This window comes from Vibrio harveyi NBRC 15634 = ATCC 14126 = KCTC 12724 (assembly GCF_001591145.1).
Taxonomy (GTDB): domain Bacteria; phylum Pseudomonadota; class Gammaproteobacteria; order Enterobacterales; family Vibrionaceae; genus Vibrio; species Vibrio harveyi.
Window position 1 is genome coordinate 1 of sequence record NZ_BCUF01000043.1, and the last position, 21,592, is coordinate 21,592.

The 21,592-nt window shown below is 47.4% G+C and carries 24 protein-coding genes; 8 read left to right on the forward strand and 16 right to left on the reverse strand.

Going from position 1 to position 21,592, the window contains the following annotated elements; genetic code table 11:
• Positions 1 to 156: 156 nt before the first annotated feature.
• The 8 genes from fusA to fkpA all read right to left on the reverse strand — a co-directional run bounded on the left by fusA (position 157) and on the right by fkpA (position 6,196).
• Positions 157 to 2,256, reverse strand: a complete 2,100-nt coding sequence (fusA, locus tag VHA02S_RS19230; protein ID WP_038897876.1) for an elongation factor G — start codon at positions 2,254 to 2,256, stop codon at positions 157 to 159.
• A 138-nt stretch (positions 2,257 to 2,394) separates the two neighbouring features.
• Complete coding sequence (gene rpsG, locus VHA02S_RS19235; protein ID WP_005438390.1) at positions 2,395 to 2,865, reverse strand: 30S ribosomal protein S7; 471 nt, start codon at positions 2,863 to 2,865, stop codon at positions 2,395 to 2,397.
• 100 nt (positions 2,866 to 2,965) lie between these two features.
• On the reverse strand, positions 2,966 to 3,340 hold the full coding sequence (rpsL, locus tag VHA02S_RS19240; protein ID WP_004399892.1) for a 30S ribosomal protein S12: 375 nt from the start codon (positions 3,338 to 3,340) through the stop codon (positions 2,966 to 2,968).
• 178 nt (positions 3,341 to 3,518) lie between these two features.
• The gene (gene tusB, locus VHA02S_RS19245) at positions 3,519 to 3,794 is read right to left on the reverse strand and encodes a sulfurtransferase complex subunit TusB (RefSeq protein ID WP_029789491.1); all 276 of its coding nucleotides are present in this window, start codon (positions 3,792 to 3,794) and stop codon (positions 3,519 to 3,521) included.
• Between the two features lie 7 nt (positions 3,795 to 3,801).
• A complete protein-coding gene (gene tusC / locus VHA02S_RS19250; RefSeq protein ID WP_005451467.1) occupies positions 3,802 to 4,158 on the reverse strand; it encodes a sulfurtransferase complex subunit TusC in 357 nt (118 codons plus the stop codon).
• Positions 4,155 to 4,550 carry a sulfurtransferase complex subunit TusD gene (gene tusD / locus VHA02S_RS19255; protein ID WP_005438379.1) on the reverse strand — a complete coding sequence of 132 codons (396 nt, stop codon included), beginning with the start codon at positions 4,548 to 4,550 and terminating at the stop codon, positions 4,155 to 4,157. The genes tusC and tusD overlap by 4 nt, the downstream gene beginning before the upstream one ends.
• Before the next feature lie 2 nt (positions 4,551 to 4,552).
• Positions 4,553 to 5,269: a helix-turn-helix transcriptional regulator gene (locus VHA02S_RS19260; RefSeq protein WP_005438378.1), complete on the reverse strand. Its 717-nt coding sequence runs from the start codon at positions 5,267 to 5,269 to the stop codon at positions 4,553 to 4,555.
• Positions 5,270 to 5,413: 144 nt separating this feature from the next.
• On the reverse strand, positions 5,414 to 6,196 hold the full coding sequence (gene fkpA / locus VHA02S_RS19265) for an FKBP-type peptidyl-prolyl cis-trans isomerase (RefSeq protein ID WP_005451465.1): 783 nt from the start codon (positions 6,194 to 6,196) through the stop codon (positions 5,414 to 5,416).
• 128 nt (positions 6,197 to 6,324) lie between these two features.
• Here fkpA and VHA02S_RS19270 point away from each other — a divergent pair, with 128 nt between their 5' ends.
• Positions 6,325 to 7,311 (forward strand): WD40 repeat domain-containing protein, encoded by a 987-nt coding sequence (locus VHA02S_RS19270; RefSeq protein ID WP_005451464.1) that lies wholly within the window; start codon positions 6,325 to 6,327, stop codon positions 7,309 to 7,311.
• Positions 7,308 to 7,535, forward strand: coding sequence for a SlyX family protein (locus VHA02S_RS19275; RefSeq protein WP_005451463.1), 228 nt, complete (start codon positions 7,308 to 7,310; stop codon positions 7,533 to 7,535). Before VHA02S_RS19270 ends, VHA02S_RS19275 begins: the two co-directional genes overlap by 4 nt.
• Positions 7,536 to 7,628: 93 nt before the next feature.
• On the opposite strand, the gene VHA02S_RS19280 is transcribed toward VHA02S_RS19275, so the two are convergent.
• The 5 genes from VHA02S_RS19280 to kefG all read right to left on the reverse strand — a co-directional run bounded on the left by VHA02S_RS19280 (position 7,629) and on the right by kefG (position 11,968).
• Positions 7,629 to 8,570 (reverse strand): isoaspartyl peptidase/L-asparaginase family protein, encoded by a 942-nt coding sequence (locus VHA02S_RS19280; RefSeq protein ID WP_038897878.1) that lies wholly within the window; start codon positions 8,568 to 8,570, stop codon positions 7,629 to 7,631.
• Between the two features lie 130 nt (positions 8,571 to 8,700).
• Positions 8,701 to 9,276: a peptidylprolyl isomerase gene (gene slyD, locus VHA02S_RS19285; protein WP_005432768.1), complete on the reverse strand. Its 576-nt coding sequence runs from the start codon at positions 9,274 to 9,276 to the stop codon at positions 8,701 to 8,703.
• Between the two features lie 88 nt (positions 9,277 to 9,364).
• On the reverse strand, positions 9,365 to 9,565 hold the full coding sequence (locus tag VHA02S_RS19290; RefSeq protein WP_005432753.1) for a YheV family putative zinc ribbon protein: 201 nt from the start codon (positions 9,563 to 9,565) through the stop codon (positions 9,365 to 9,367).
• Between the two features lie 35 nt (positions 9,566 to 9,600).
• Positions 9,601 to 11,397, reverse strand: a complete 1,797-nt coding sequence (kefB, locus tag VHA02S_RS19295) for a glutathione-regulated potassium-efflux system protein KefB (protein WP_038897874.1) — start codon at positions 11,395 to 11,397, stop codon at positions 9,601 to 9,603.
• Complete coding sequence (kefG, locus tag VHA02S_RS19300) at positions 11,381 to 11,968, reverse strand: glutathione-regulated potassium-efflux system ancillary protein KefG (protein WP_005451460.1); 588 nt, start codon at positions 11,966 to 11,968, stop codon at positions 11,381 to 11,383. The genes kefB and kefG overlap by 17 nt, the downstream gene beginning before the upstream one ends.
• A 177-nt stretch (positions 11,969 to 12,145) precedes the next feature.
• On the opposite strand from kefG, the gene VHA02S_RS19305 reads away from it, so the two are divergent.
• From VHA02S_RS19305 to crp, 6 genes are all read left to right on the forward strand, one after another.
• Positions 12,146 to 14,065: an ABC transporter ATP-binding protein gene (locus tag VHA02S_RS19305; protein ID WP_038897873.1), complete on the forward strand. Its 1,920-nt coding sequence runs from the start codon at positions 12,146 to 12,148 to the stop codon at positions 14,063 to 14,065.
• Positions 14,062 to 14,541 carry a TIGR02444 family protein gene (locus tag VHA02S_RS19310; protein ID WP_038897872.1) on the forward strand — a complete coding sequence of 160 codons (480 nt, stop codon included), beginning with the start codon at positions 14,062 to 14,064 and terminating at the stop codon, positions 14,539 to 14,541. Before VHA02S_RS19305 ends, VHA02S_RS19310 begins: the two co-directional genes overlap by 4 nt.
• Positions 14,542 to 14,641: 100 nt before the next feature.
• Positions 14,642 to 15,649: a hydrolase gene (locus VHA02S_RS19315; protein WP_009700452.1), complete on the forward strand. Its 1,008-nt coding sequence runs from the start codon at positions 14,642 to 14,644 to the stop codon at positions 15,647 to 15,649.
• 70 nt (positions 15,650 to 15,719) lie between these two features.
• Complete coding sequence (locus tag VHA02S_RS19320; RefSeq protein ID WP_005451451.1) at positions 15,720 to 15,932, forward strand: YheU family protein; 213 nt, start codon at positions 15,720 to 15,722, stop codon at positions 15,930 to 15,932.
• Between the two features lie 124 nt (positions 15,933 to 16,056).
• Positions 16,057 to 16,926 (forward strand): phosphoribulokinase, encoded by an 870-nt coding sequence (locus tag VHA02S_RS19325; RefSeq protein WP_005438358.1) that lies wholly within the window; start codon positions 16,057 to 16,059, stop codon positions 16,924 to 16,926.
• Positions 16,927 to 17,165: 239 nt separating this feature from the next.
• Positions 17,166 to 17,798: a cAMP-activated global transcriptional regulator CRP gene (crp, locus tag VHA02S_RS19330; RefSeq protein WP_005381432.1), complete on the forward strand. Its 633-nt coding sequence runs from the start codon at positions 17,166 to 17,168 to the stop codon at positions 17,796 to 17,798.
• Between the two features lie 178 nt (positions 17,799 to 17,976).
• Here crp and VHA02S_RS19335 read toward each other — a convergent pair whose 3' ends face one another.
• From VHA02S_RS19335 to astA, 3 genes are all read right to left on the reverse strand, one after another.
• Entirely contained in the window at positions 17,977 to 18,768 is a 792-nt protein-coding gene (locus tag VHA02S_RS19335; RefSeq protein WP_005451448.1) for a DUF1338 domain-containing protein, read from the reverse strand.
• Between the two features lie 264 nt (positions 18,769 to 19,032).
• Positions 19,033 to 20,490, reverse strand: coding sequence for a succinylglutamate-semialdehyde dehydrogenase (gene astD, locus VHA02S_RS19340; RefSeq protein WP_017819681.1), 1,458 nt, complete (start codon positions 20,488 to 20,490; stop codon positions 19,033 to 19,035).
• 28 nt (positions 20,491 to 20,518) lie between these two features.
• Positions 20,519 to 21,538 (reverse strand): arginine N-succinyltransferase, encoded by a 1,020-nt coding sequence (gene astA, locus VHA02S_RS19345; RefSeq protein WP_005438349.1) that lies wholly within the window; start codon positions 21,536 to 21,538, stop codon positions 20,519 to 20,521.
• Between the last annotated feature and the right edge of the window lie 54 nt (positions 21,539 to 21,592).

Genomic DNA, 21,592 nt, shown 5'->3' on the forward strand with positions numbered 1-21,592 from the left:
CAATCGTGTTCCTTCCTAGTTATGATTCGCCGTGATCATTATTGATCTCGACGCGCCAGAAATTGTTATTTTATGCGCCAACGCCTGTTAGCGCAATATTTGGACGCATTGATCTTTAAAAAAAGCTGGACTTTTTTTCAGCTCAAAGCGTTTTAATTAGTAACCACGGTCTGCAATGATTTTATCTGCGAAGTTTTTCGGTACTTCAGCGTACTCGTTAAACTCCATAGAGTAAGACGCACGGCCTTGAGTTGCAGAACGTAGGTCAGTTGCGTAACCAAACATCTCAGATAGTGGAACTTGAGCACGAATGATCTTAAGACCAGCCACACCTTCATCCATACCTTCGATCATACCGCGGCGGCGGTTTAGGTCACCAACAACGTCACCCATCCAATCTTCCGGCGTAGTTACTTCAACATTCATCATTGGTTCTAGAATCACAGGTTGTGCTTCTAGTGCACCTTTCTTGAATGCCATCGAGCCAGCGATCTTGAACGCCATCTCGCTTGAGTCAACATCGTGGTAAGAACCGTCAAATAGTGTTGCTTTAATATCTAGAACAGGGTAACCCGCTAGAACACCACTATTCATTTGTTCTTCGATACCTTTCGATACCGAGCTGATGTATTCCTTAGGAACCACACCACCCACAATCTCGTCTACGAATACGAAACCTTCACCAGGCTCTGAAGGTTCAAGTTTGATCCATACGTGACCGTATTGACCGCGACCGCCAGATTGACGAACGAACTTGCCTTCTACTTCCGCTTTACCACGAATGGTTTCACGGTAAGCAACCTGAGGTTTACCAACGTTACAGTCAACGCTGAATTCACGCTTCATACGGTCAACGATGATATCTAGGTGAAGCTCACCCATACCAGAGATCAGAGTCTGACCTGTTTCGTCATCCGTTTCCACGCGGAATGATGGGTCTTCCGCTGCCAGTTTACCTAGCGCGATACCCATTTTCTCTTGGTCTGCTTTAGAACGAGGTTCTACAGCGATCTGAATTACAGGTTCAGGGAATTCCATGCGTTCTAGAATCACTTTGTGGTTCTGGTCACATAGTGTGTCACCTGTTGTAACGTCTTTCAGACCGATAGCAGCTGCGATATCACCAGCGCGAACTTCTTTTACTTCTTCACGCTTGTTCGCATGCATCTGAACGATACGACCGAAACGCTCTTTCTTGTCTTTTACTGAGTTGTAAACAGCATCACCTGAGTTCACAACACCTGAGTAAACGCGCATGAAAGTTAGTGTGCCCACGAATGGGTCAGTCGCGATCTTGAATGCTAGTGCTGAGAACGGTTCGTTGTCGTCTGCGTGACGCTCAACTTCGTTCTCTCTTTCGTCGATACCTTTAATTGCAGGTACGTCGATTGGCGATGGCAAGAACTCGATCACTGCGTCTAGTACTGCTTGAACACCTTTATTTTTGAACGCACTACCACAAGTAGCCAGTACGATTTCGTTGTTTAGTGTACGAGTACGTAGAGCTTGTTTGATCTCTGCTTCAGACAGTTCACCTTCTTCAAGGTACTTGTCCATTAGCTCTTCAGTTGCTTCTGCTGCCGCTTCAACTAGGTTGTTGCGCCATTCTTCTGCAAGCTCTTGCATTTCAGCTGGAATTTCGTCGTATGTGAACGACATACCTTGGTCAGCTTCATTCCAGTTGATCATCTTCATCTTGATAAGGTCGATAACACCACGGAAATCATCTTCTGCACCAACGTTCAGTTGGATTGGAACAGGATTCGCACCAAGACGGTTTTTAATTTGGTCCACAACGCGTAGGAAGTCAGCGCCTGCACGGTCCATCTTGTTAACAAATACCATACGTGGAACGTGGTACTTGTCAGCTTGACGCCATACAGTTTCAGACTGAGGTTCAACACCAGATGAACCACAGAACACAACAACTGCACCATCAAGTACGCGTAGAGAACGCTCTACTTCGATAGTAAAGTCAACGTGTCCAGGGGTGTCGATGATGTTAACGCGGTGCTCTTGGAATTGTGCTTCCATACCACGCCAGAAGGTAGTAGTCGCCGCAGACGTGATTGTGATACCACGTTCTTGCTCCTGCTCCATCCAGTCCATGGTTGCTGCGCCATCGTGAACTTCACCGATTTTATGAGACAGACCAGTGTAGAACAGAATACGTTCAGTAGTGGTTGTTTTACCTGCATCTACGTGAGCACAGATACCGATATTACGGTAGCGCTCAATAGGAGTTTTGCGAGCCACGATTGAATCCTCTTAACTTAGAGATAGGGACTATTGCTATAACTAAAAAATGCTATCCCCTAGATATAGCAATAGTTCCTAGCATAGGCATAGGAACTAAAGAAGTGCTGCAAGGAACCTTGCAGCACTGAAAAGGTATTACCAACGGTAATGAGCGAACGCTTTGTTTGCGTCAGCCATGCGGTGAACGTCTTCACGTTTCTTAACCGCAGTACCTTTGTTCTCAGACGCGTCTAGCATTTCAGCAGCTAGGCGTTGAGCCATAGATTTTTCACCACGCTTACGCGCAGCTTCAACCAACCAACGCATAGCAAGTGCGTTACGGCGAACCGGACGTACTTCTACAGGTACTTGGTAAGTTGAACCACCTACACGGCGAGATTTAACTTCTACCGCTGGGCGAACATTTTCAAGAGCTTCTTCAAAAATAGCTAAGTGGTCTTTACCAGACTTTTCAGCCATAGAATCTAGTGCAGTGTAAACGATTTTTTCTGCAGTAGATTTTTTACCGTCAACCATTAGGATGTTAACGAATTTTGCCAGCAGTTCAGATTTGAACTTTGGATCTGGAAGGATCTTACGCTGACCAATGACGCGACGACGTGGCATGGATTTTCTCCGTTGTCTTCTTCAGGTTTTATCCAAAACTTTTCAGTTTTTTCAAAAAATTAAAAATAATTTAGTGTTTGGCCTTACTTAACGGAATCCATTAAGACTTAGGACGCTTCACACCGTACTTAGAACGACCTTGTTTACGGTCGTTAACGCCAGCACAGTCAAGTGCACCGCGAACAGTGTGGTAACGTACACCCGGAAGGTCTTTTACACGACCGCCACGGATTAGTACAACACTGTGCTCTTGAAGGTTGTGACCTTCACCGCCGATGTACGATGTAACTTCGAAGCCGTTTGTCAGACGTACACGACAAACTTTACGAAGTGCTGAGTTAGGTTTTTTAGGTGTAGTAGTGTAAACACGAGTACATACACCACGTTTTTGTGGGCACGCTTCTAGTGCAGGCACGTTGCTTTTAACAACTTGCTTTGCACGTGGCTTACGTACCAACTGGTTAATAGTTGCCATTAACTAGCTCCTGATTTACTTGAAAGTAAGCTTTGTGAAAAATCTATCCCTAACAGCGGTTGGCAGTTAGGGACGCAAAATTCTATGCAGCAGTGAGAGGTGTGTCAAGAAATATACGGATCTTTTTTGTTCAATTAGGGCAATTAATCCGTAAAGCTCAATCGACAGGAAAGAAGGGTTAATCCCAAGTCAGAGATTTGGCTTGTTTTGCTGTTAGTTCAACAAAGCCAGCATAGCCAATCACCTCAATAGATGGGCTGATACGATTGCTCATGCCGCGGGCTTCAATATCGCTTTGCAGCGCAAACATTGATGGACCTTTTACCTTGCTGAATGCCTTATGCTGAGGGTTCGCAGCGTACACGGCATCTTCAATCAACAAGACATCATCTTGCTCACTGTACAGTGCCATTGCATCGTCTAATGCAGCTACGGATTTGATGATATGTAACATGGCTTCCTCAGAATGACAGCAGTTTGCCCGCTTGTTGCAGTTGAGCTTTTAGTTGCTCTGTATTTAGCGCCTCTGCATCAATGACTAAATCGGCTTGAGCCAAGCCACGCTCGGCAAGCGAATCGGCACAAACAAACACTTGCTCAATGTCGTACAAGTCGAACAACTTCAGCATTGGTGCGTAGTCTTTGCTTAATATGCCTTTAGGCTCTTGTCCAAGCAGTAACTGATACACACCATCCCCAACAAATAGAACGGTGATGTCTTCACAGTACGCAGACGCTGCTAACAGCGCATCCACACCTTCACGCCCTGCATTGTTACCATGAGGCGCGCTACGAAATAGGTAAGTTAACTGACTCAAAACTGCACCACTCTATCTTGCGTTAACATGGCTTCGGCTAAGCTCCCCAAACCGGCTTGCTCGAACCCTGTCGCTAGGTTGTTCTGCTCAAGACCATGTTGATTCGCCTCATCTTCGCTGATGATGCCGCGACGCAAAGCGGCTGCTACGCAGGTTTCCAGACGAACATCGTGTTGCTGTGCGAGTGATTGCCATGCTTTGGTTAGGTCAAACTCGTCGTTGGCAGGCACGCTCAAAGCCGTACCATTGGTGACGCCATCTTGGTAAAAGAACACACTCACCAAAGTATGTCCTTGTTCAATTACTGCTTGTGCGAATTGATATGCGCTGCGCGCCGATTGACTGCCGTAAACCGGGCCGTTCACTACCAGCGTGTAAGTTAATCCACTCACGCTTATTCGTCCTCAGTCTTACGCTGACGAATGTATAGGTAAACGGTGTGTTTAGAGATATTCAGGCGATCTGCGACACGGTTGATAGCGTCTTTGATATCGAAAATACCTTTGTCGTACAGTTCCATCACTATCTGACGGTTCTTGGTATTGTTCGATACCGATTTATCGGCGTTGATCTCTTCAATCGTACGCTCAACCGTTTGGTCTACGAGTTCTTCAACATCACTTGCGAAGTTAACGGATGACGCCGCTTCTTTCGCTTCTTGCGTTGGCATGAAAGATTGCAGCACTTGAGAGAAAGGCGCATCAAGGTTGACGTTGATACAAAGCAAACCAATCACACGGTTTTCGCCGTTACGAATAGCAACGGTGATCGACTTCATTAATACGCCGCCTTTAGCGCGGGTGAAGTACGAACGTGAGAAGTTACGCTCAGAACCTTCGATGTCTTTCAGCATCTTAAGTGCTAAGTCAGTGATAGGAGAACCTACCTGACGACCGGTGTTCTCACCGTTAGCGATTTTGATTGCAGAGGTATTGAGGTCTTCCAGTGAGTGAAGAACGATCTCACAGAACGGACCAATAAGACTGGCAATGCCGTCAACGACCGCTTCGTAAGATCTCAAGATGATTTTATCGTGCTCGGTAAATGGCATCACGTTGACAGATTCCATTTCGAGCAACATTTCCGCATTTATTGTTTCTGTAGTTGTCATAAGCCTTCGAGCGAAAAATCAACAAATTGGTGTAAGTTTATCAGAAAATTTGAAAGGCAACCTAGCAAACTCACCAACTAGTGACCTAGAACAAAAAAGGCCCGTAAAACGGACCTTTTTTCATCGAGTTATCGCTAAGGATAATTATTGAGCAGCGTTGTCGTTCTCAATTTTTAGTAGCTCAACTTCGAATACTAGCGTTGAGTTAGCAGGAATGCTCGGTGTGTCTTGGTCACCGTATGCTAGCTCTGGCGGGATAACGAATTTGAACTTAGAACCTACAGGCATTAGCTGAACACCTTCAGTCCAACCTGGGATTACGCGGTTTAGTGGGAACGTTGCTGGTTCGCCACGATCGTAAGAGCTGTCGAATTGAGTACCGTCGATCAGAGTACCTTTGTAGTGTACTTGAACTGTGTCGGTGTCTTTTGGCTTCTCGCCTTCAGCCGGTGTTTCAACTTTGTATAGAAGACCAGATTCTGTCTTCACTACGCCTTCTTGCTTCTCGAATTCCGCACGGAAGTCATCACCAGCTTTCTTCGCTTCAGCTGCTTTCTCAGCCGCTTGCTTTTGCATAGTTTCTGCAACACGCTTGTCTAGAGATTCTAGAGCGGCACGAGTTTCTTCTTCGTTTAGCGCTGCTTTATCTTTAAATACGTCTTCGATACCTTTAAGAACTAGGTCTTTGTTTAGGTTGATGCCAATTTCGCTTGGTTTTTCAATGCTAGTGCTTAGGTAGTTAGCAAATGAAACACCGATCGCGTAAGCCGCTTTGTCATCGTCTGTTTTAAAGTGAACTGCTTTACCAGTCTCTGCTTGAACTTGTTCTGCTTGAGGTGCTGCTTCTGGTTTTGTTTCTTCTTTTTGACAACCTACCGCTAGCATTACTGTTGCAGCAAGTAGCGACACTTTTAAAACTGATTTCATTAAATTCTCCCAATAATGGCTTAGCCACTGGTTGTTGTGCACAAATCTTCTATGAGACTAGTGAAGACAATCGTTATACCAATATACTAGCTATATGTCTTAAGACACAAACCGGATTATTAGATGTGATGCAAAGAATTTCTCATTTATTCCTATATTTAATTGTCATCACCACGTTAAATGGATGCTTTTTTACCGATCGTGATGTTCAACGTTGGTCACTCGAACCACAAGGTTCCACCAGCTTTGCGCTCAGCCGAGATGGTCGATTTGCGCTGCTGTACTCCAAAGAGCACCAATTGGTTCTTTGGGATTTGGAGCAAAACAAACAACTCGCAAAGCTGGGTGAACTCGATCAAGCCGCCAACGTGGTCTCCCATATTCGCATTTCAGACAATGGTCGTTATGCAGTCACAGCAAGCCAAATGAACTTCGCTGTGTGGGATCTCGGATGGACTCAAGCTGAAGGGCTGTGGTCTATCGATGACGCGCTGATTCGAGACGTTGATATCACCAGTAACGGTGAACAGGTATTACTTGGACTGTCCAACGGTAAAGCGATTTACGTCAACTTAGTCACTGGTCGTCGGCTAGAGTTCCTTGCGCACCAAGAAAAAGTCAATTCTGTCGCTATCTCGCCCAACGGTCGCTTCGCTCTCACAGGTGGCAACGACTACAAAGCGTATCTGTGGGATACCGAAACAGGGCTGGTATTGCGTACCTTTGAGCACGACCAACGCGTAGTCAGAGTCGCTTTACAGAGAGATGGCAAACTGGCCATGACCTCAGACGGTGGCAACCAAGCCATCATCTGGAATTTAGAGACGGGTGAAGAAGTCACGCAACTGAGCAGTTGGTCTCGTCAGTTAATCTTTTCGACGGCGCGCTTCTCCGATGATGGCAGCTTGTTAGTAACTGGCACACCTTCAGGTCGTGTGATGGTGTGGGATACCCAGACCGGCAAACGCGTCGATGGATTTGAAGTTGAGCCGAAAAAAGATACTCGCCCTCCCCGCGCGGTCGTGTATGATGCAGCCTTTGATTCCAAGCAACGTGTAATTACTGCCACTTCTGCGGGCATTGCCCAAGCTTGGCAGCTAGAGAACGGATCATGACAGATAAAATCATTCAGCAATTGGAAGCACGCATCAATGACTTAGAATGTCAGCTTGCGTTCCAAGAACAGACTATTGAAGATCTGAACGGCGCCTTGTCGCAGCAACAACTGCAAATTACCAAGATGCTCGATCAGATGAAATATGTGGTAGGTAAAGTGAAAAATATGGACTCGTCGAATTTAGCCGATCCGTCAGAAGAAACCCCACCACCGCATTATTAAAATGCAAGCTCAAATAGCATAAGCCCAGAACGTGTTCTGGGCTTTGTTGTATTCGCAACTTAAAAATGTTGCTTAGGAATGAGCGGGACGAAATTATTCGTCTGCGTAGATTTTAACGGTCAGCTCGCCTTGTGTATTGATGCCAGCTCGGTACATGCCAGAACTGTTCATCGCAAAGTGCAGCTCACCTTTAGCATCAATTGCAATCAAACCACCTTCGCCGCCCATTGCTTTTAAATCACCCTGAATAATGTGTTCGCACGCCGTATGAACGTCTTCTTGCAAATAACGCATGCGTGCTGCAACGTCTTCCGCAACACGTTTACGAATAAAGAACTCACCGACGCCCGTAGTGGAAACCGCGACGACACCATTCTCTGCCACCGTACCACAACCAATCAGAGCGGAGTCTCCCACTCGACCGTATTTCTTGTTGGTCACGCCACCAGTACTGGTGGCAGCGGCTAAGTTGCCTTGCTGGTCCAAAGCCACCGCACCAACCGTACCGTGCTTACGATCATCTGGGTAACGAGATTCCGACAGAGCAAACAGTCCTTTCTCACGCATAGACAGCAACTGCTCATAGCGGCGATCGGTAAAGAAGTAATCCTGCTCGGTGTACTCATGACCTTGTTCAAAAGCAAACTTCTCTGCGCCCTCGCCCACCAACAATACATGGTTGCTGTTTCGCATCACGTCATGAGCGAGTTCAATGGGGTTTCTGATATGACGCACCCCAGCGACTGCCCCTGCGGCTTGATGTCGACCATCCATCACAGAGGCATCCATTTCGACCATCTCGTTATGGGTCAGTACCGAGCCTTTACCCGCATTAAAATTAGGAGAGTCTTCCAGCACTTTCACTGCCGCCACGACCGCATCTATGGCTTCACCACCTGTTGCTAGGATTTGATGCCCCGCTTTTACCGCAGCTTCTAAATCCGCCAAGATGGATTGTTGCAGTTCGTCACTCATCTGTTCACGCAAGATAGTGCCTGCACCGCCATGAATGGCAATCGAGAAAGGTTTCGTCATCGCTTTGTCCAACTGTTATTCCTTGTATGATTGGCACTACACCCCAGATAGACAAAAAGCGCAAGTTGAAACCTCAACTTGCGCTTTTTAAAGCTTTGCTAGATAGCGTTATCTAGTGAAGAGCGTGCGATTAGTGAGAACCGCAACCGCCGCCGCCACAACATTCGTGGTCGTCAGCTTTTTCTTCGCCACCGCAGCAGCCGCCTTCGTGATCGTGGTCGTGACCGCCACAACAGCCACCACCTTGGTGGATGTGACCGTGTTCGATCTCTTCAGCTGTCGCTTCACGAGTAGCCATAACTTCTACTTCGAAAGTTAGTGTTTGACCAGCTAGCATGTGGTTGCCGTCTACAACAACTTCGTCGCCGTCTACTTCAGTTACTTCTACAGGGATTGGACCTTGGTCAGTATCTGCTAGAAAACGCATGCCAACTTCGATTTGGTCAACGCCTTGGAATACGTCTGCAGGAACACGTTGCACTAGTGCATCGTTGTGGTCGCCGTACGCATCTTCAGGAGCTACTGTTACTGAGAACTTGTCGCCAGCCACTTTACCTTCTAGTTCTTTCTCAAGACCAGTGATTAGGTTGTTGTGACCGTGAAGGTAATCAAGAGGTGCTTCAGAAGTTGATTGATCAACAACAACACCGTCTTCCAACATTACTTTGTATGCAAGGCTTGCAACAACGTTCTTTTCAATTTTCATACTAACTCCAGGGAGATTAATTGACCTAACCAGAATGGGGTTAAGTACCGAGATGATAGTATTATGGGGATCAATTAACGAAGTTCAATTACTCAGGCTTAAAAATCCCGATCATTTCTTGTTCTGAGTGTTTATTTTTTTCTACAGATTGCGGTTTACGCTGCTCGGTATAATCGCAGTCGACACACTCAACCAGCTCAATGTTGTTATCAATCCACCAGCGCAGAGTATCTTGCTGACTGCATTGCGGGCAGCTTGCACCCGCGATAAAACGTTTCTTGGCTTTCACTTTTGTTCCTTTTCCCGCCTAATGCTGCGCGGGTACTACTTCCAATGATTTGGCGACTGTTGGTCGCTTTCCATTTCACGACCGAAGATTTCTTCTAGTTCTTTACGTGCTTCTTTCGAGCGTTGAGCGAGCTCTTTATCCTCATTATGCTGAGGCAATAAGTCTTTGAGCATAGCATTATCTAGCTTGCGAAAATGTGCTTCTGCCCGCTTTGCTTGATACGGGTGCATGCCTAATTCTACGAGCGCTTGGCGACCTAGATCTAATGCGCCTAAAAAGGTTTCTCGCGAGTAATTTTGCACGCCGTGGTTCATTAACTGGTAGGCTTCTACGCGGCTGCGAGCACGGGCAAGGATCTTCAACTTCGGAAAGTGCGCACGGCAAATGTCGACAATCGCCATCACCTCATCTGGTGAGTCGGTACAGATCACTAAGGCTTCTGCTTTATCCGCTCCCGCGGCGCGTAACAAATCAATCTGAGTCGCATCACCATAAAACACCTTATAACCGTATTTACGCAGCAAGTGGATTTGGCTCGCGTCACTTTCTAGTACTGTTACTTTGATCTTGTTGGCGTACATCAGGCGTCCAACAATCTGACCAAAACGACCAAAGCCTGCGATGATCACTCGTGGTCGACGATCCACCACATTGGTCGTGACGCTCTCTTCTTCTTGGTTAAGCGTGTGCGCAAACCATTTTTTCTGTCCCATGAGCAGCAGCGGCGTGGTCACCATCGACAAGCTCACCACCACCAACAAAAAGGCAACTTGCTCCTTGGTTAAGATACCTTCTTGGCTTGCCGCGGTGAAAATCACAAACGCAAACTCACCACCTTGGCTCAAAATCGCTGCCATACGACTGCGCGACTTCGCACGAACTCGAGCAGTGCGAGCCAAAACATACAGAACCAAACCTTTGACCACCACAAGAGCAATCACGGCACCAATAATTGCGAACGGTTGCAAGGCTAATAAACCAAGATTCACTGCCATACCCACAGCAATAAAGAACAAGCCAAGCAGTAGACCTTTAAACGGTTCAATCGCGATTTCTAGTTCATGACGGTATTCACTTTCTGCCAGTAACACACCCGCTAAGAAAGTACCGAGTGCCATCGACAGCCCCAGCTTTTGCATCGCAACAGAAATGCCAAGTACGACTAGGAGGGCGGCAACGGTGAAGAGTTCTCGCACACCACTCATCACCACAAAACGGAACAGAGGACGTAAGAGGAAATGACCGCCAACTAATAACGCAACCACACTGCCTAACACCCAAATAGCATCTAACCAATCACCGCCGCTTTGACCACCGGCGAGTAATGGCAGCATGGCGAGCATCGGGATGACGGCAATATCTTGGAACAGCAGCACCGCAAAACCCGATTGTCCGGTTTCCGTACCGGCTTGCCCCTGTTCTTCGATCACTTTTAGTGCAATCGCGGTGGACGAGAGTGCCAAGCCCATACCGATCACTAAGCTCACTTGCATGCTCAATCCAAACAGGCTGACGATGCTGCCTATCACCGCCGTGGTAACAATAACTTGGGCACCACCCAGACCGAGGATTGGTCCGCGCATCTGCCATAACTTTTTGGGGTTCAGTTCCAAACCAATTAAGAACAGCAGCAACACCACCCCGAGTTCGGCGAAGTGGAGAATCGCGTCCACATCACTGATTAACCCCAGCCCCCAAGGACCAATTAGAACGCCTGCAATCAGGTAGCCAAGCACAGAGCCCAGACCAAGTCGCTGGGCAATCGGCACTGCAATAACGGCAGCAGAAAGGAATACCACACTACTTTGAAGAAACTCACTGGTTATCGCCATGGTAACCTCCTTGCTCATCCCACTCTCTCAGGGGGTTGTTCAGCCATTGACGATATTGTTCAGCATGCTGATAACGTTCGATGTCCGATACATTGCGCGACCAGTACAGCACTAAAGGCTCAATCCAATGCATCTGACATAAAGCGGCAGTCAGTTCAAACGGTTGTAGAATTTGCTCAAGTGGGTATTTGTTGTAACCCATCGGGCTGAACGCATCCTCTTTACCGCCAGTAGTGATCACACTGCGCCAGTACTTACCCGCTAATGCGCTACCATCACCGAACGCAAAACCTTTGCCCAACACACGATCCATCCATTCTTTCAACAGTGCAGGACAGGAATACATATAGAGAGGATGATGAAAAACGATCACATCATGCGACATCAGCAGATCGTGTTCGTAGTTCACATCAATAAAGAAATCAGGGTACGCGCCATAAAGATCGTGCACGGTGACATGACCCAGTGATTCGATTTTTTTAATCATCACTTGGTTGGCAATGGAGTTTTGCGGTTCTGGGTGAGCATAAATAACCAGAACCCTCGGAGGAATGGGCGTAGCAACAGCCAAATGGTCGTCCTTGTGTTGATTTCTCAGGGAAAATTATCGTTATCAGTTTGTTATACTTTTTTGTATAGCATAATGCAATTAAAGCGCAGAGATCGACTTTTCCCGCCAATACCCCTACTATTCACCGCGAGATCAACGACCAAGAAACGCGCACTGCGCAAAGTGAATTAAAACTCTATGATTACCTTCTCTGATATTCAGTTACTGCGTGGCGGTAAACCTCTTTTAGACCAAGCTTCTGCAACCATTCACCCAGGCGACAAAGTGGGTCTGGTTGGTAAAAATGGCTGTGGTAAATCAACTCTGTTTGCCCTACTAAAAGATGAACTGTCGATTGATGCAGGCTCATTTAGCCAACCTCAACATTGGGAGTTGGCATGGGTAGCACAGGAAACCCCTGCACTAGACCGCAGCGCAATTGAATACGTTATTGATGGTGATCGTGAGTTCCGTGATCTTGAAGCTCAACTGGCGATCGCCGAAGAGAAAGACAACGGCACCTTAGTTGCGGAGATCCACGGCAAAATTGAAACCATTGGCGGTTACAGCATTCGCGCACGTGCTGCCGAACTGCTTGATGGTCTGGGCTTTAGCCAAGAGCAAATGAGTTGGAACCTGACTCAGTTCTCGGGTGGTTGGCGTATGCGCCTTAACTTGGCTCAAGCGCTATTGTGTCGTTCTGATCTACTGTTACTCGACGAACCAACCAACCACTTGGATTTGGACGCGGTAATGTGGCTAGAGCGCTGGCTACAAAACTACCCTGGTACGCTGATTCTGATCTCGCACGACCGTGACTTCTTGGACCCGATCGTTGGTCGTATCGTTCACATCGAAAACCAGCAGCTGAACGAATACACGGGTAACTACTCGTCATTCGAAAACCAACGCGCACAAAAAATGGTGCTGCAACAGGCGATGTTCGAGAAGCAACAGAAACAGATGTCGCACATGCAAAGCTACATTGACCGCTTCCGTTACAAAGCATCAAAAGCGCGCCAAGCACAAAGCCGTATTAAAGCGCTGGAGCGTATGGAGAAGGTACTGCCAGCGCAGTTCGATAACCCATTTAGTTTCCAGTTCCGCGATCCTGCAGCCCTACCAAACCCAATCATGATGATGGATGAAGTATCGGCAGGCTACGGTGACAACCTGATCTTAGAGAAGATCCGCCTTAACTTAGTGCCGGGCAGCCGTATTGGTCTACTTGGTCGTAACGGCGCGGGTAAATCAACCTTGATCAAATTGCTGTCTGGTGAGCTCAAAGCGCAAGGCGGCGATCTCACTTATTCACAAGGCGTGAAGATCGGTTACTTCGCTCAGCACCAACTAGAAACACTGCACCCAGAAGAAACACCGCTGCAGCACATGATGCAAATCGCACCAGATCAAACCGAGCAGCAGCTACGTGATTATCTAGGTAGCTTTGGTTTCCAAGGTGATAAAGCGCTTGAGAAAGTCGCACCGTTTTCAGGTGGTGAGAAAGCACGTTTGGTATTGGCATTAATTGTGTGGCAGAAACCGAACCTATTGCTACTCGATGAACCGACCAACCACTTGGACTTGGACATGCGCCAAGCACTGACCATGGCACTGCAAACATTCGAAGGTGCGATGGTGATTGTTTCGCACGATCGCTACCTATTGCGTGCAACCACAGATGATTTGTACCTTGTGCACGATCGCCAAGTCGCACCATTCGACGGTGACTTGAACGATTACTACAAGTGGTTGACCGAGCAACAAAAAGCCGAGCGTAAAGAAGCACAAGCGGCTCAGCCAGTTAAAGATAACGCCAACAGTGCAGCGGCGAAAAAAGAGCAAAAGCGACGCGAAGCAGAATTTCGTAAGCAGACCGCACCAATTCGCAAAACGCTGACACAGTTAGAAAACAAAATGGATAAGTTAGGTGAAGCTCTAGCAAAAGCAGAAGAGCAATTAGCGGATAACTCGCTGTATGAAGCCGAAAACAAGGCTAAACTTAACGAAGTGTTGGCGCTTCAAGCTTCTAGCAAAGCAGATCTTGAAGAAGTAGAAATGGAATGGATGTCTGCCCAAGAAACACTCGAGCAGATGGAACTAGAGTTTAATCAATGACAAACGAGCACGCAGAATACACTCTTACCCTAGAACACCTTTGGCAGTTCAGTCTGCAATTTTATGGTGTGCGAGAAGTGAAGGAAGCGTGCTTATCATTGCAAAACAACTACCACGGCAATGTGAACCTATTACTGCTGCTCAGATGGCTCGATGAGCAGCAGGTGATTTTCCAAGAGCAAGACTGGCATTTAGTTCAAGGCTGTCTTAGTCGAAGTGAAACTCTGCTCCACTCTTACCGTGAACTTCGTCGCCACCTCAAATCACAAGTTAATGACGCGCTTTATCGCGAAGCATTGCAGTTCGAATTGCAGCTCGAAAAACAGCAACAGTCCGACCTCGTCGACTGCGTCAACTCACTCAAATTAGTCAAGAATGATGGCGAACCACTGACGCTGAGATACTGTCGCCAGTTAGGTGGAGAGCATCTGCAACAGGCATTCTCCATTCCAGTTCCAAACATTCAATATCCATAAATCAGTCATAAACCAGTAAAATATCTATACTAAAGCTATAAAGGATTATATTAATAAGTTCTTCAGCGAACATTGAAGGACCATATAAGAGCAGTTAGGTATGACACAATTTTTCGCAGCCGCCGGGATTAAGAACCCGCATCTTCAGACGCTATTGCCACGCTTTATCCGCAAGAAAGCGTTGTTTACGCCTATTTGGCAAACACTCGATACACCGGATGGTGACTTCTTAGATTTGGCGTGGTCACAACAGCCAGATTCTGAAGCCGCTCACAACAAACCAATCTTCGTCCTCTTTCATGGCTTAGAAGGATGCTTCTATAGTCCGTATGCGAACGGTTTGATGAACGCCTTCTCTAAATCGGGTTGGCTGTCAGTGATGATGCACTTTCGTGGTTGCAGCGGTAAGCCAAACAAGAAAGCCCGCGCCTATCATTCTGGCGAAGTAACGGATGCTCGTTTCTTTCTTCAGCAACTCAATCAGCAATTCCCTAACAACCCTAAAGTTGCGGTCGGCATTTCCCTTGGCGGTAACATGCTGGCGAACTACTTGGCTGAGTATAAAGACGACCCAATATTAAGTGCCGCAACCATTGTCTCTGCACCACTGGACTTGGCAGCATGTGCCAATCGTATTGAGCAGGGCTTCTCGAAAGTTTACCGACGTTACTTGCTCTCTTCACTCAAACGCAATGCACTGCAAAAGCACGACTTAATCCAAGGTGAACTCGCCTTGTCGTATAACTCGATCAAACGCGTGACTCGCTTGTATGAATTTGATGACTTGATCACCGCGCCTCTGCATGGTTTTAAAGACGCGCAAGATTATTACGATCAATGTTCAGGCTTAAGCAAGTTGCAACAGATCACCTTGCCAACCTTGATCATCCACGCCAAAGACGATCCGTTTATGACCGAAGAGGTTATCCCAAAATTCGTATTGCCAGACAACATTGATTATCGGCTTTATGAACATGGTGGACACGTTGGCTTCCTGACGGGCACGGCATTAAAACCTAAATTCTGGTTAGAAGAAGCATTACCGGCTTATTACGAAAGTATCGCCGCTGAGTACCTTTCTGCTGTATCCGTGCCACGAACACAGTAAACTATCTAGGCGCGCCAGACATCAATAACCTAAGAGGCGCGCTTAAACATCATAAAAGTTTGAGGTATTTATGATCATTCCATGGCAAGACATTTCGCCAGAGACACTAGAAAACCTGATCCGCGAATTCGTGCTACGTGAAGGCACCGACTACGGCTCAGTCGAAGTTTCACTGCAGAGTAAAATCGATCAGGTCAAAACCCAATTAGAGAAAGGCGAAGCGGTCATCGTATTTTCTGAGCTTCATGAAACGGTTGATATCCAACTAAAAGCAAAGTTTTAGACCCTTCACATTTTACCGTATCCCACTCGATGACAAGGGCTTGTTACGTGCTATAGTGGGTTATCGACCGTGCAGCATACGTGTGCTGCACTTTACAGGTAAGTAATTTTCGACAAGGTTTGTCATGTCAGCGAAACACCCAATCATTGCGGTTACTGGTTCGTCCGGTGCCGGCACTACCACCACTTCTGAAGCCTTCCGCAAGATGTTCAATATGATGAACGTCAAACCAGCGTGGGTTGAAGGTGACAGCTTCCACCGTTTTACACGTCCAGAGATGGATGTCGAAATCCGCAAAGCGCGTGAGCAAGGCAAACACATCAGCTACTTTGGTCCACAAGCCAATGACTTTCCGGGGCTAGAAGAGTTCTTCCGTAAGTTCGGTGAAGATGGCACTGGCAGCGTGCGCCGCTATCTGCACACTTTTGATGAAGCCGTTCCATACAACCAAATGCCGGGCACCTTTACGCCTTGGCAAGATCTGCCAGAAAACAGCGATGTGCTGTTCTACGAAGGTTTACACGGTGGCGTGGTAGATGGTGATGTCAATGTGGCGCGTCACGTCGACTTTCTAATTGGCATGGTGCCGATTGTGAACTTGGAATGGATCCAAAAGTTTGTTCGTGACACGCGCGATCGTGGTCATTCAAGAGAAGCGGTGATGGATTCGATCGTGCGCTCGATGGACGATTACCTGAACTACATTACCCCGCAATTTTCTCGCACACATATCAACTTCCAACGCGTACCAACCGTCGATACTTCTAACCCACTTAACGCTAAAGGCATCCCTAGCTTGGATGAAAGCTTCGTGGTGATCCGCCTGCGCGGTATCAAGAATGTCGACTTCCCGTATTTGTTGGCGATGATTGATGGCTCCTTCATGTCTCGCCATAACACCATTGTGGTTCCTGGCGGTAAGATGAGCTTTGCAATGGAGCTCATAGTGAGACCGATTCTGCAGCAACTCATCGAAACCGGGAAAATTGGCTAAAAACCTCGTTAATTGAGTGTTTACTTTTCATACCGTGATCATGTGCACAGTTTTGCTTACAAAATCTCAATCATGGCACGATTAAAATCAAGAAATCGTTTCCGAAAAAGGATACTATTTCTAACCGAAACACAAGAGAGCTTGCAGCATATAAAAAGTGCTCTTATTCTAGTAAGCCAATTCAGGCTTAGCTAAAATATGGATAGCGCAAGCGTACCCTGCAGAGGAAGTGAGATATTATGGTTCTAGGTAAACCTCAAACCGACCCAACATTAGAGTGGTTTCTTTCACACTGTCATATTCATAAGTACCCATCAAAGAGCACGCTAATTCACGCGGGCGAAAAAGCAGAGACTTTGTACTACATCGTTAAAGGTTCTGTTGCGGTTCTTATCAAAGACGAAGAAGGTAAGGAAATGATCCTTTCTTACCTAAACCAAGGCGACTTCATTGGTGAGCTTGGTCTATTCGAAGAAGACCAAGAGCGTACAGCTTGGGTTCGCGCTAAATCTCCTTGTGAAGTGGCAGAGATTTCTTTCAAGAAATTCCGTCAACTTATCCAAGTTAACCCAGACATCCTAATGCGTCTTTCGGCGCAAATGGCTCGTCGTCTACAAGTTACTAGCCAAAAAGTGGGTGACCTAGCGTTCCTAGACGTAACTGGTCGTATCGCTCAGACTCTTCTGAACCTTGCTAAACAACCAGATGCGATGACGCACCCAGACGGCATGCAAATCAAGATCACTCGTCAAGAAATCGGTCAAATTGTTGGCTGTTCTCGTGAGACAGTAGGTCGTATCTTGAAGATGCTAGAAGAGCAGAACCTAATTTCTGCGCACGGTAAGACTATCGTTGTTTACGGGACTCGTTAATCTCGATTAACGTTTAAAAAATTTAAAAGCCACCAAATGCAAGTTTGGTGGCTTTTTCTTTTTTGGGAGTTAGACATTGAGAGTCGAGAGCACTGCACTTCACAACGGACTTCATCCTTTGAGATGAAGCCCCAAGTAAAAACCCTCTCGAAGCGAAGCGGCTCTCGTCTTGTATCTATTAACCGTTGGTACTCTCGAAGATCTTATCTGCCGATGCAGCTACAAACCCTGGGTACAACTCACCGTTATCCATTGGGTAGCGCTTAGCAAACTCGTAGAAGCCTCCAGGAATCACCTCAACGCCTTCAGTGAAGGTCACTGGCACTTTGTCTGCCATGGTCGATGATTGCTCTAGTAACACCTCTGGCGTGCCTTTTACTTCACCGCCATTCTCGTTGATGATAAAGCCTACGGTGCGTAGGTGGTCGTTCACTTGCTTCACTTCTTCATGCTGATTGAGTTGATTCACACTCACCGTGAAGTGGTTCGCTCCATAACCGTGCGCAGCAAGCCAAGAAGCGTACTCACTCTCTTTCGCTAAGATCTGGAAGTCAGCATAGCTAAGGTCCCACAAACGTCCGCCGTACAAGAAGTCACTGCTGGTCAATTTAGACGCATCAACCTGCTCTACCAGTTTATGAACGATGGCTTGTAGCTCTGGTGAGCACTCATCCACTTTCAATTCACTGATGAAGACTTTTGGCTGTTTCGGATCTGGGTGCTCAAAATGTTTTGCCACCAGCTTTTTGCTTTCAAATACGTAGTCACCACAGGCTTTGTAACCCACCGCTAGGAATGGCTTCGCTAACGTTTCAATGCCTAGGGGAGCGACATTAAACGTACGTAGCGCAATATGGTCATTAATCAGAGGCTCATCTTCTTGAAGAAGCTGATGAACTTTAGCAGCAGAAGGGCAAAGACGTTGAATGTAGTCTTGCCATAGCGATTCAAATAACACATCGGGCGTCATAACGACTCCTTGTTATGAAATGTAGAGTTAGGGGTAAGAGGAAGTTGACCGCTCGTTCACAGCCCGTGGGCTGTCCAGAATCACGAACGAGCGGTCATCAACCTGTGACGGTATGTGTGGCATAAGTGCCAGTCAGTCAACACGCTCTGGAGAGTCTTAAGCTCGCCTTTGGCGTTTGCCAGCGCGCTTACCAGAATCCTAACTTGGTAAATAGCTCCGACAGAGAGAAGCGGCGATACTTTGTCACCACTTCGTGTTTCTCTATTACAGGCTTACACCCGGGCTCAATGTGGCAGGTAAGACCGTCTCTTGTCCTTCCATTGATGCCATTGGGTACGCACAGTAGTCTGCTGCGTAGTAAGCACTAGGGCGTAGGTTACCCGACGCACCCGGACCACCAAATGGCGCATCACCACTTGCGCCCGTCAGCTGACGGTTGCGGTTCACGATGCCAGCACGAATGTGGTCCACGAAGTATTCCCATTCTTGGTCATCGGTTGAAACCAGACCTGCAGATAGACCAAAGCGCGTATCGTTCGCCAGCTCTACTGCTTTCTCTAGCCCTTCATAGCGCACCACTTGCAGAAGTGGGCCGAAGTACTCTTCATCTGGCAACTCGGCAATGTTCGTCACATCGATGATGCCCGGAGAAACAAACGCCGCTTCGCCTGCTTTTGCTTCAATCAAGCTTTCGCCACCCAGTGATTGCAAGTTCGCTTGTGCATCGAGAATGAACTTGGCCGCCGCTACCGAAATTTGCGGTCCCATGAAAGGCGCAGGCTCTGCAAATGGTTGGCCTACACGAATATTGCGTGTCGCTTCCACCAGCTTAGTAATGACTGCATCACCCTTGTCGCCAAATGGAATGTATAGTCGACGAGCACAGGTACAGCGTTGCCCTGCACTGATGAAGGCAGATTGGATGATGGTGTAAACCGTTGCGTCTAAGTCACCGTAGTTATCCGAGATAACCATCGGGTTGTTGCCACCCATTTCAAGCGCCAGCATTTTGCCCGGCTGACCAGCAAACTGACGATGTAGAACATGACCTGTGTTTGCACTACCAGTAAACAGCACGCCATCGATACCTTTCGCATCCGCCAGCGCAATACCGGTTTCTTTCGCGCCTTGGACTAGGTTAATCACACCTTTTGGTAGACCGACCTCTTCCCACAGCTTCATAGCGAGTTCACCCGTCCATGGCGTTTGCTCAGACGGTTTGAAGACCACGGTGTTACCAGCCAATAGTGCTGGCACGATGTGACCATTTGGCAAGTGACCTGGGAAGTTATAAGGACCAAACACCGCCATCACACCTAGTGGGCGATGACGCAATACAATTTGGTTGCCTGCGGCTTCACGTGTCGCTTCGCCCGTACGGTCGTGGTAAGCACGAATAGAAATCGCGATTTTACCTGCCATTGCAGCCGCTTCGGTGCGTGTTTCCCAGATTGGCTTGCCGGTTTCTTTAGCAATCACTTCAGCGATTTTTTCGCTGTTCTCTTTTACTTTCTCAGCAAAAGCCAACACGATCGCTTCGCGCTCTGCAAATGGACGCTTCTTCCAATCAACAAACGCTTCACGCGCCGCAGATACCGCTTGGTTAACCTGCTCTGCTGTTGCGCCGTTGCCTTGCCAGATCACTTCTTGGTTGTAAGGCGACAGAGACGTAAATGCTTCACCCTGACCTTGTACCCATTCACCTGCAATCCAATGTGTCATTGTTTCTATCCTTAAATTCTGTCGTCAGTTACTGCGGAAGAAGGCGAACAAAATCCCCTTCCTCAACCAAGAGTGCATCCGCCAATTCTGGTGCAAGCACTACGCTTTGCGTTTCTGCGTCATACGCTGCTTTTGCTGCGGCTGCACGGAAGTTCTCGAATGATGAGTTACACATCAAGAAGTCTTGTGTGCTGGTGTGCTCCGAGATTTTGACTTGCGCGCGGAATGAGTGGCGTACCGATTCGATATTACGTAAGTCACATTCCACCGTTGGACCACCATCGAAAATGTCGACGTATCCACGGTTGGTAAAACCTTCACGCTCAAGCAGCTTCAATGCTGGACGTGTGTTGTCGTGCACTTTACCAATCACAGCTTGCGCTTCTGGGCTCAGTAGGTTGATGTAGATTGGCAACTTCGGCATCAAGTCGGCGATAAAGCCCTTCTTGCCGATACCGGTAAGGTAATCCGCAAGCGTAAAATCGATAGAGAAGAAATGCTCTTGAAGCCACTGCCAGAATGGCGAGTTACCGTTCTCGTCTGATACGCCGCGCATTTCAGCAAAGATGGTTTCTGAGAAACGTTCTGGGTGCTCTGCCATCATTAAGAAACGGCACTTGGACATCAGACGCCCGTTCAAGCCACCACGGAATTTCTCACGTAGGAACAAGGTACAGATTTCACTGTTACCCGTGTAGTTATTACCAAACGTCAGCAGCTTCACCACGTTGTTTACGCCAAGCTTTGGTGACGAGTGCACCACTTTGCTGATGTGGTAAGAATAAAAAGGCACATCCCAGCCGATCGAAGCTTCAATACCTGTGGTACCTGCCACTTCACCAGTTTCAGATTCAAAACCCACCATTAGGTAGCCTTCATCACCGGCTTCCTTAACGTCAGGTTTGCCAAAACTGTATTCTGAGTGTTTGATTCGATTGGTTAACAGTTCTTCGTTAACCGGTAGAGATGTAAATCCATGACCTGACTCAACCGCACAGGTGTGCAGCGCGTCATAATCCGACATTGCGATAGGGCGAACTACTAGCATCAATACTCCCTCCAGATGCAAGAAGATCCTAACTATATTGTAGGAACAATACCC

Coding starts and splice junctions, on each gene's coding strand:
- rpsG (WP_005438390.1), bottom strand. CDS start 2,865: ATGCCACGTCGTCGCGTCATTGGTCAGCGTAAGATCCTTCCAGATCCA.
- rpsL (WP_004399892.1), bottom strand. CDS start 3,340: ATGGCAACTATTAACCAGTTGGTACGTAAGCCACGTGCAAAGCAAGTT.
- tusB (WP_029789491.1), bottom strand. CDS start 3,794: ATGTTACATATCATCAAATCCGTAGCTGCATTAGACGATGCAATGGCA.
- VHA02S_RS19260 (WP_005438378.1), bottom strand. CDS start 5,269: ATGACAACTACAGAAACAATAAATGCGGAAATGTTGCTCGAAATGGAA.
- fkpA (WP_005451465.1), bottom strand. CDS start 6,196: ATGAAATCAGTTTTAAAAGTGTCGCTACTTGCTGCAACAGTAATGCTA.
- VHA02S_RS19270 (WP_005451464.1), top strand. CDS start 6,325: ATGCAAAGAATTTCTCATTTATTCCTATATTTAATTGTCATCACCACG.
- VHA02S_RS19275 (WP_005451463.1), top strand. CDS start 7,308: ATGACAGATAAAATCATTCAGCAATTGGAAGCACGCATCAATGACTTA.
- VHA02S_RS19280 (WP_038897878.1), bottom strand. CDS start 8,570: ATGACGAAACCTTTCTCGATTGCCATTCATGGCGGTGCAGGCACTATC.
- slyD (WP_005432768.1), bottom strand. CDS start 9,276: ATGAAAATTGAAAAGAACGTTGTTGCAAGCCTTGCATACAAAGTAATG.
- kefB (WP_038897874.1), bottom strand. CDS start 11,397: ATGGCGATAACCAGTGAGTTTCTTCAAAGTAGTGTGGTATTCCTTTCT.
- VHA02S_RS19305 (WP_038897873.1), top strand. CDS start 12,146: ATGATTACCTTCTCTGATATTCAGTTACTGCGTGGCGGTAAACCTCTT.
- VHA02S_RS19310 (WP_038897872.1), top strand. CDS start 14,062: ATGACAAACGAGCACGCAGAATACACTCTTACCCTAGAACACCTTTGG.
- VHA02S_RS19315 (WP_009700452.1), top strand. CDS start 14,642: ATGACACAATTTTTCGCAGCCGCCGGGATTAAGAACCCGCATCTTCAG.
- VHA02S_RS19320 (WP_005451451.1), top strand. CDS start 15,720: ATGATCATTCCATGGCAAGACATTTCGCCAGAGACACTAGAAAACCTG.
- VHA02S_RS19325 (WP_005438358.1), top strand. CDS start 16,057: ATGTCAGCGAAACACCCAATCATTGCGGTTACTGGTTCGTCCGGTGCC.
- crp (WP_005381432.1), top strand. CDS start 17,166: ATGGTTCTAGGTAAACCTCAAACCGACCCAACATTAGAGTGGTTTCTT.
- VHA02S_RS19335 (WP_005451448.1), bottom strand. CDS start 18,768: ATGACGCCCGATGTGTTATTTGAATCGCTATGGCAAGACTACATTCAA.
- astD (WP_017819681.1), bottom strand. CDS start 20,490: ATGACACATTGGATTGCAGGTGAATGGGTACAAGGTCAGGGTGAAGCA.
- astA (WP_005438349.1), bottom strand. CDS start 21,538: ATGCTAGTAGTTCGCCCTATCGCAATGTCGGATTATGACGCGCTGCAC.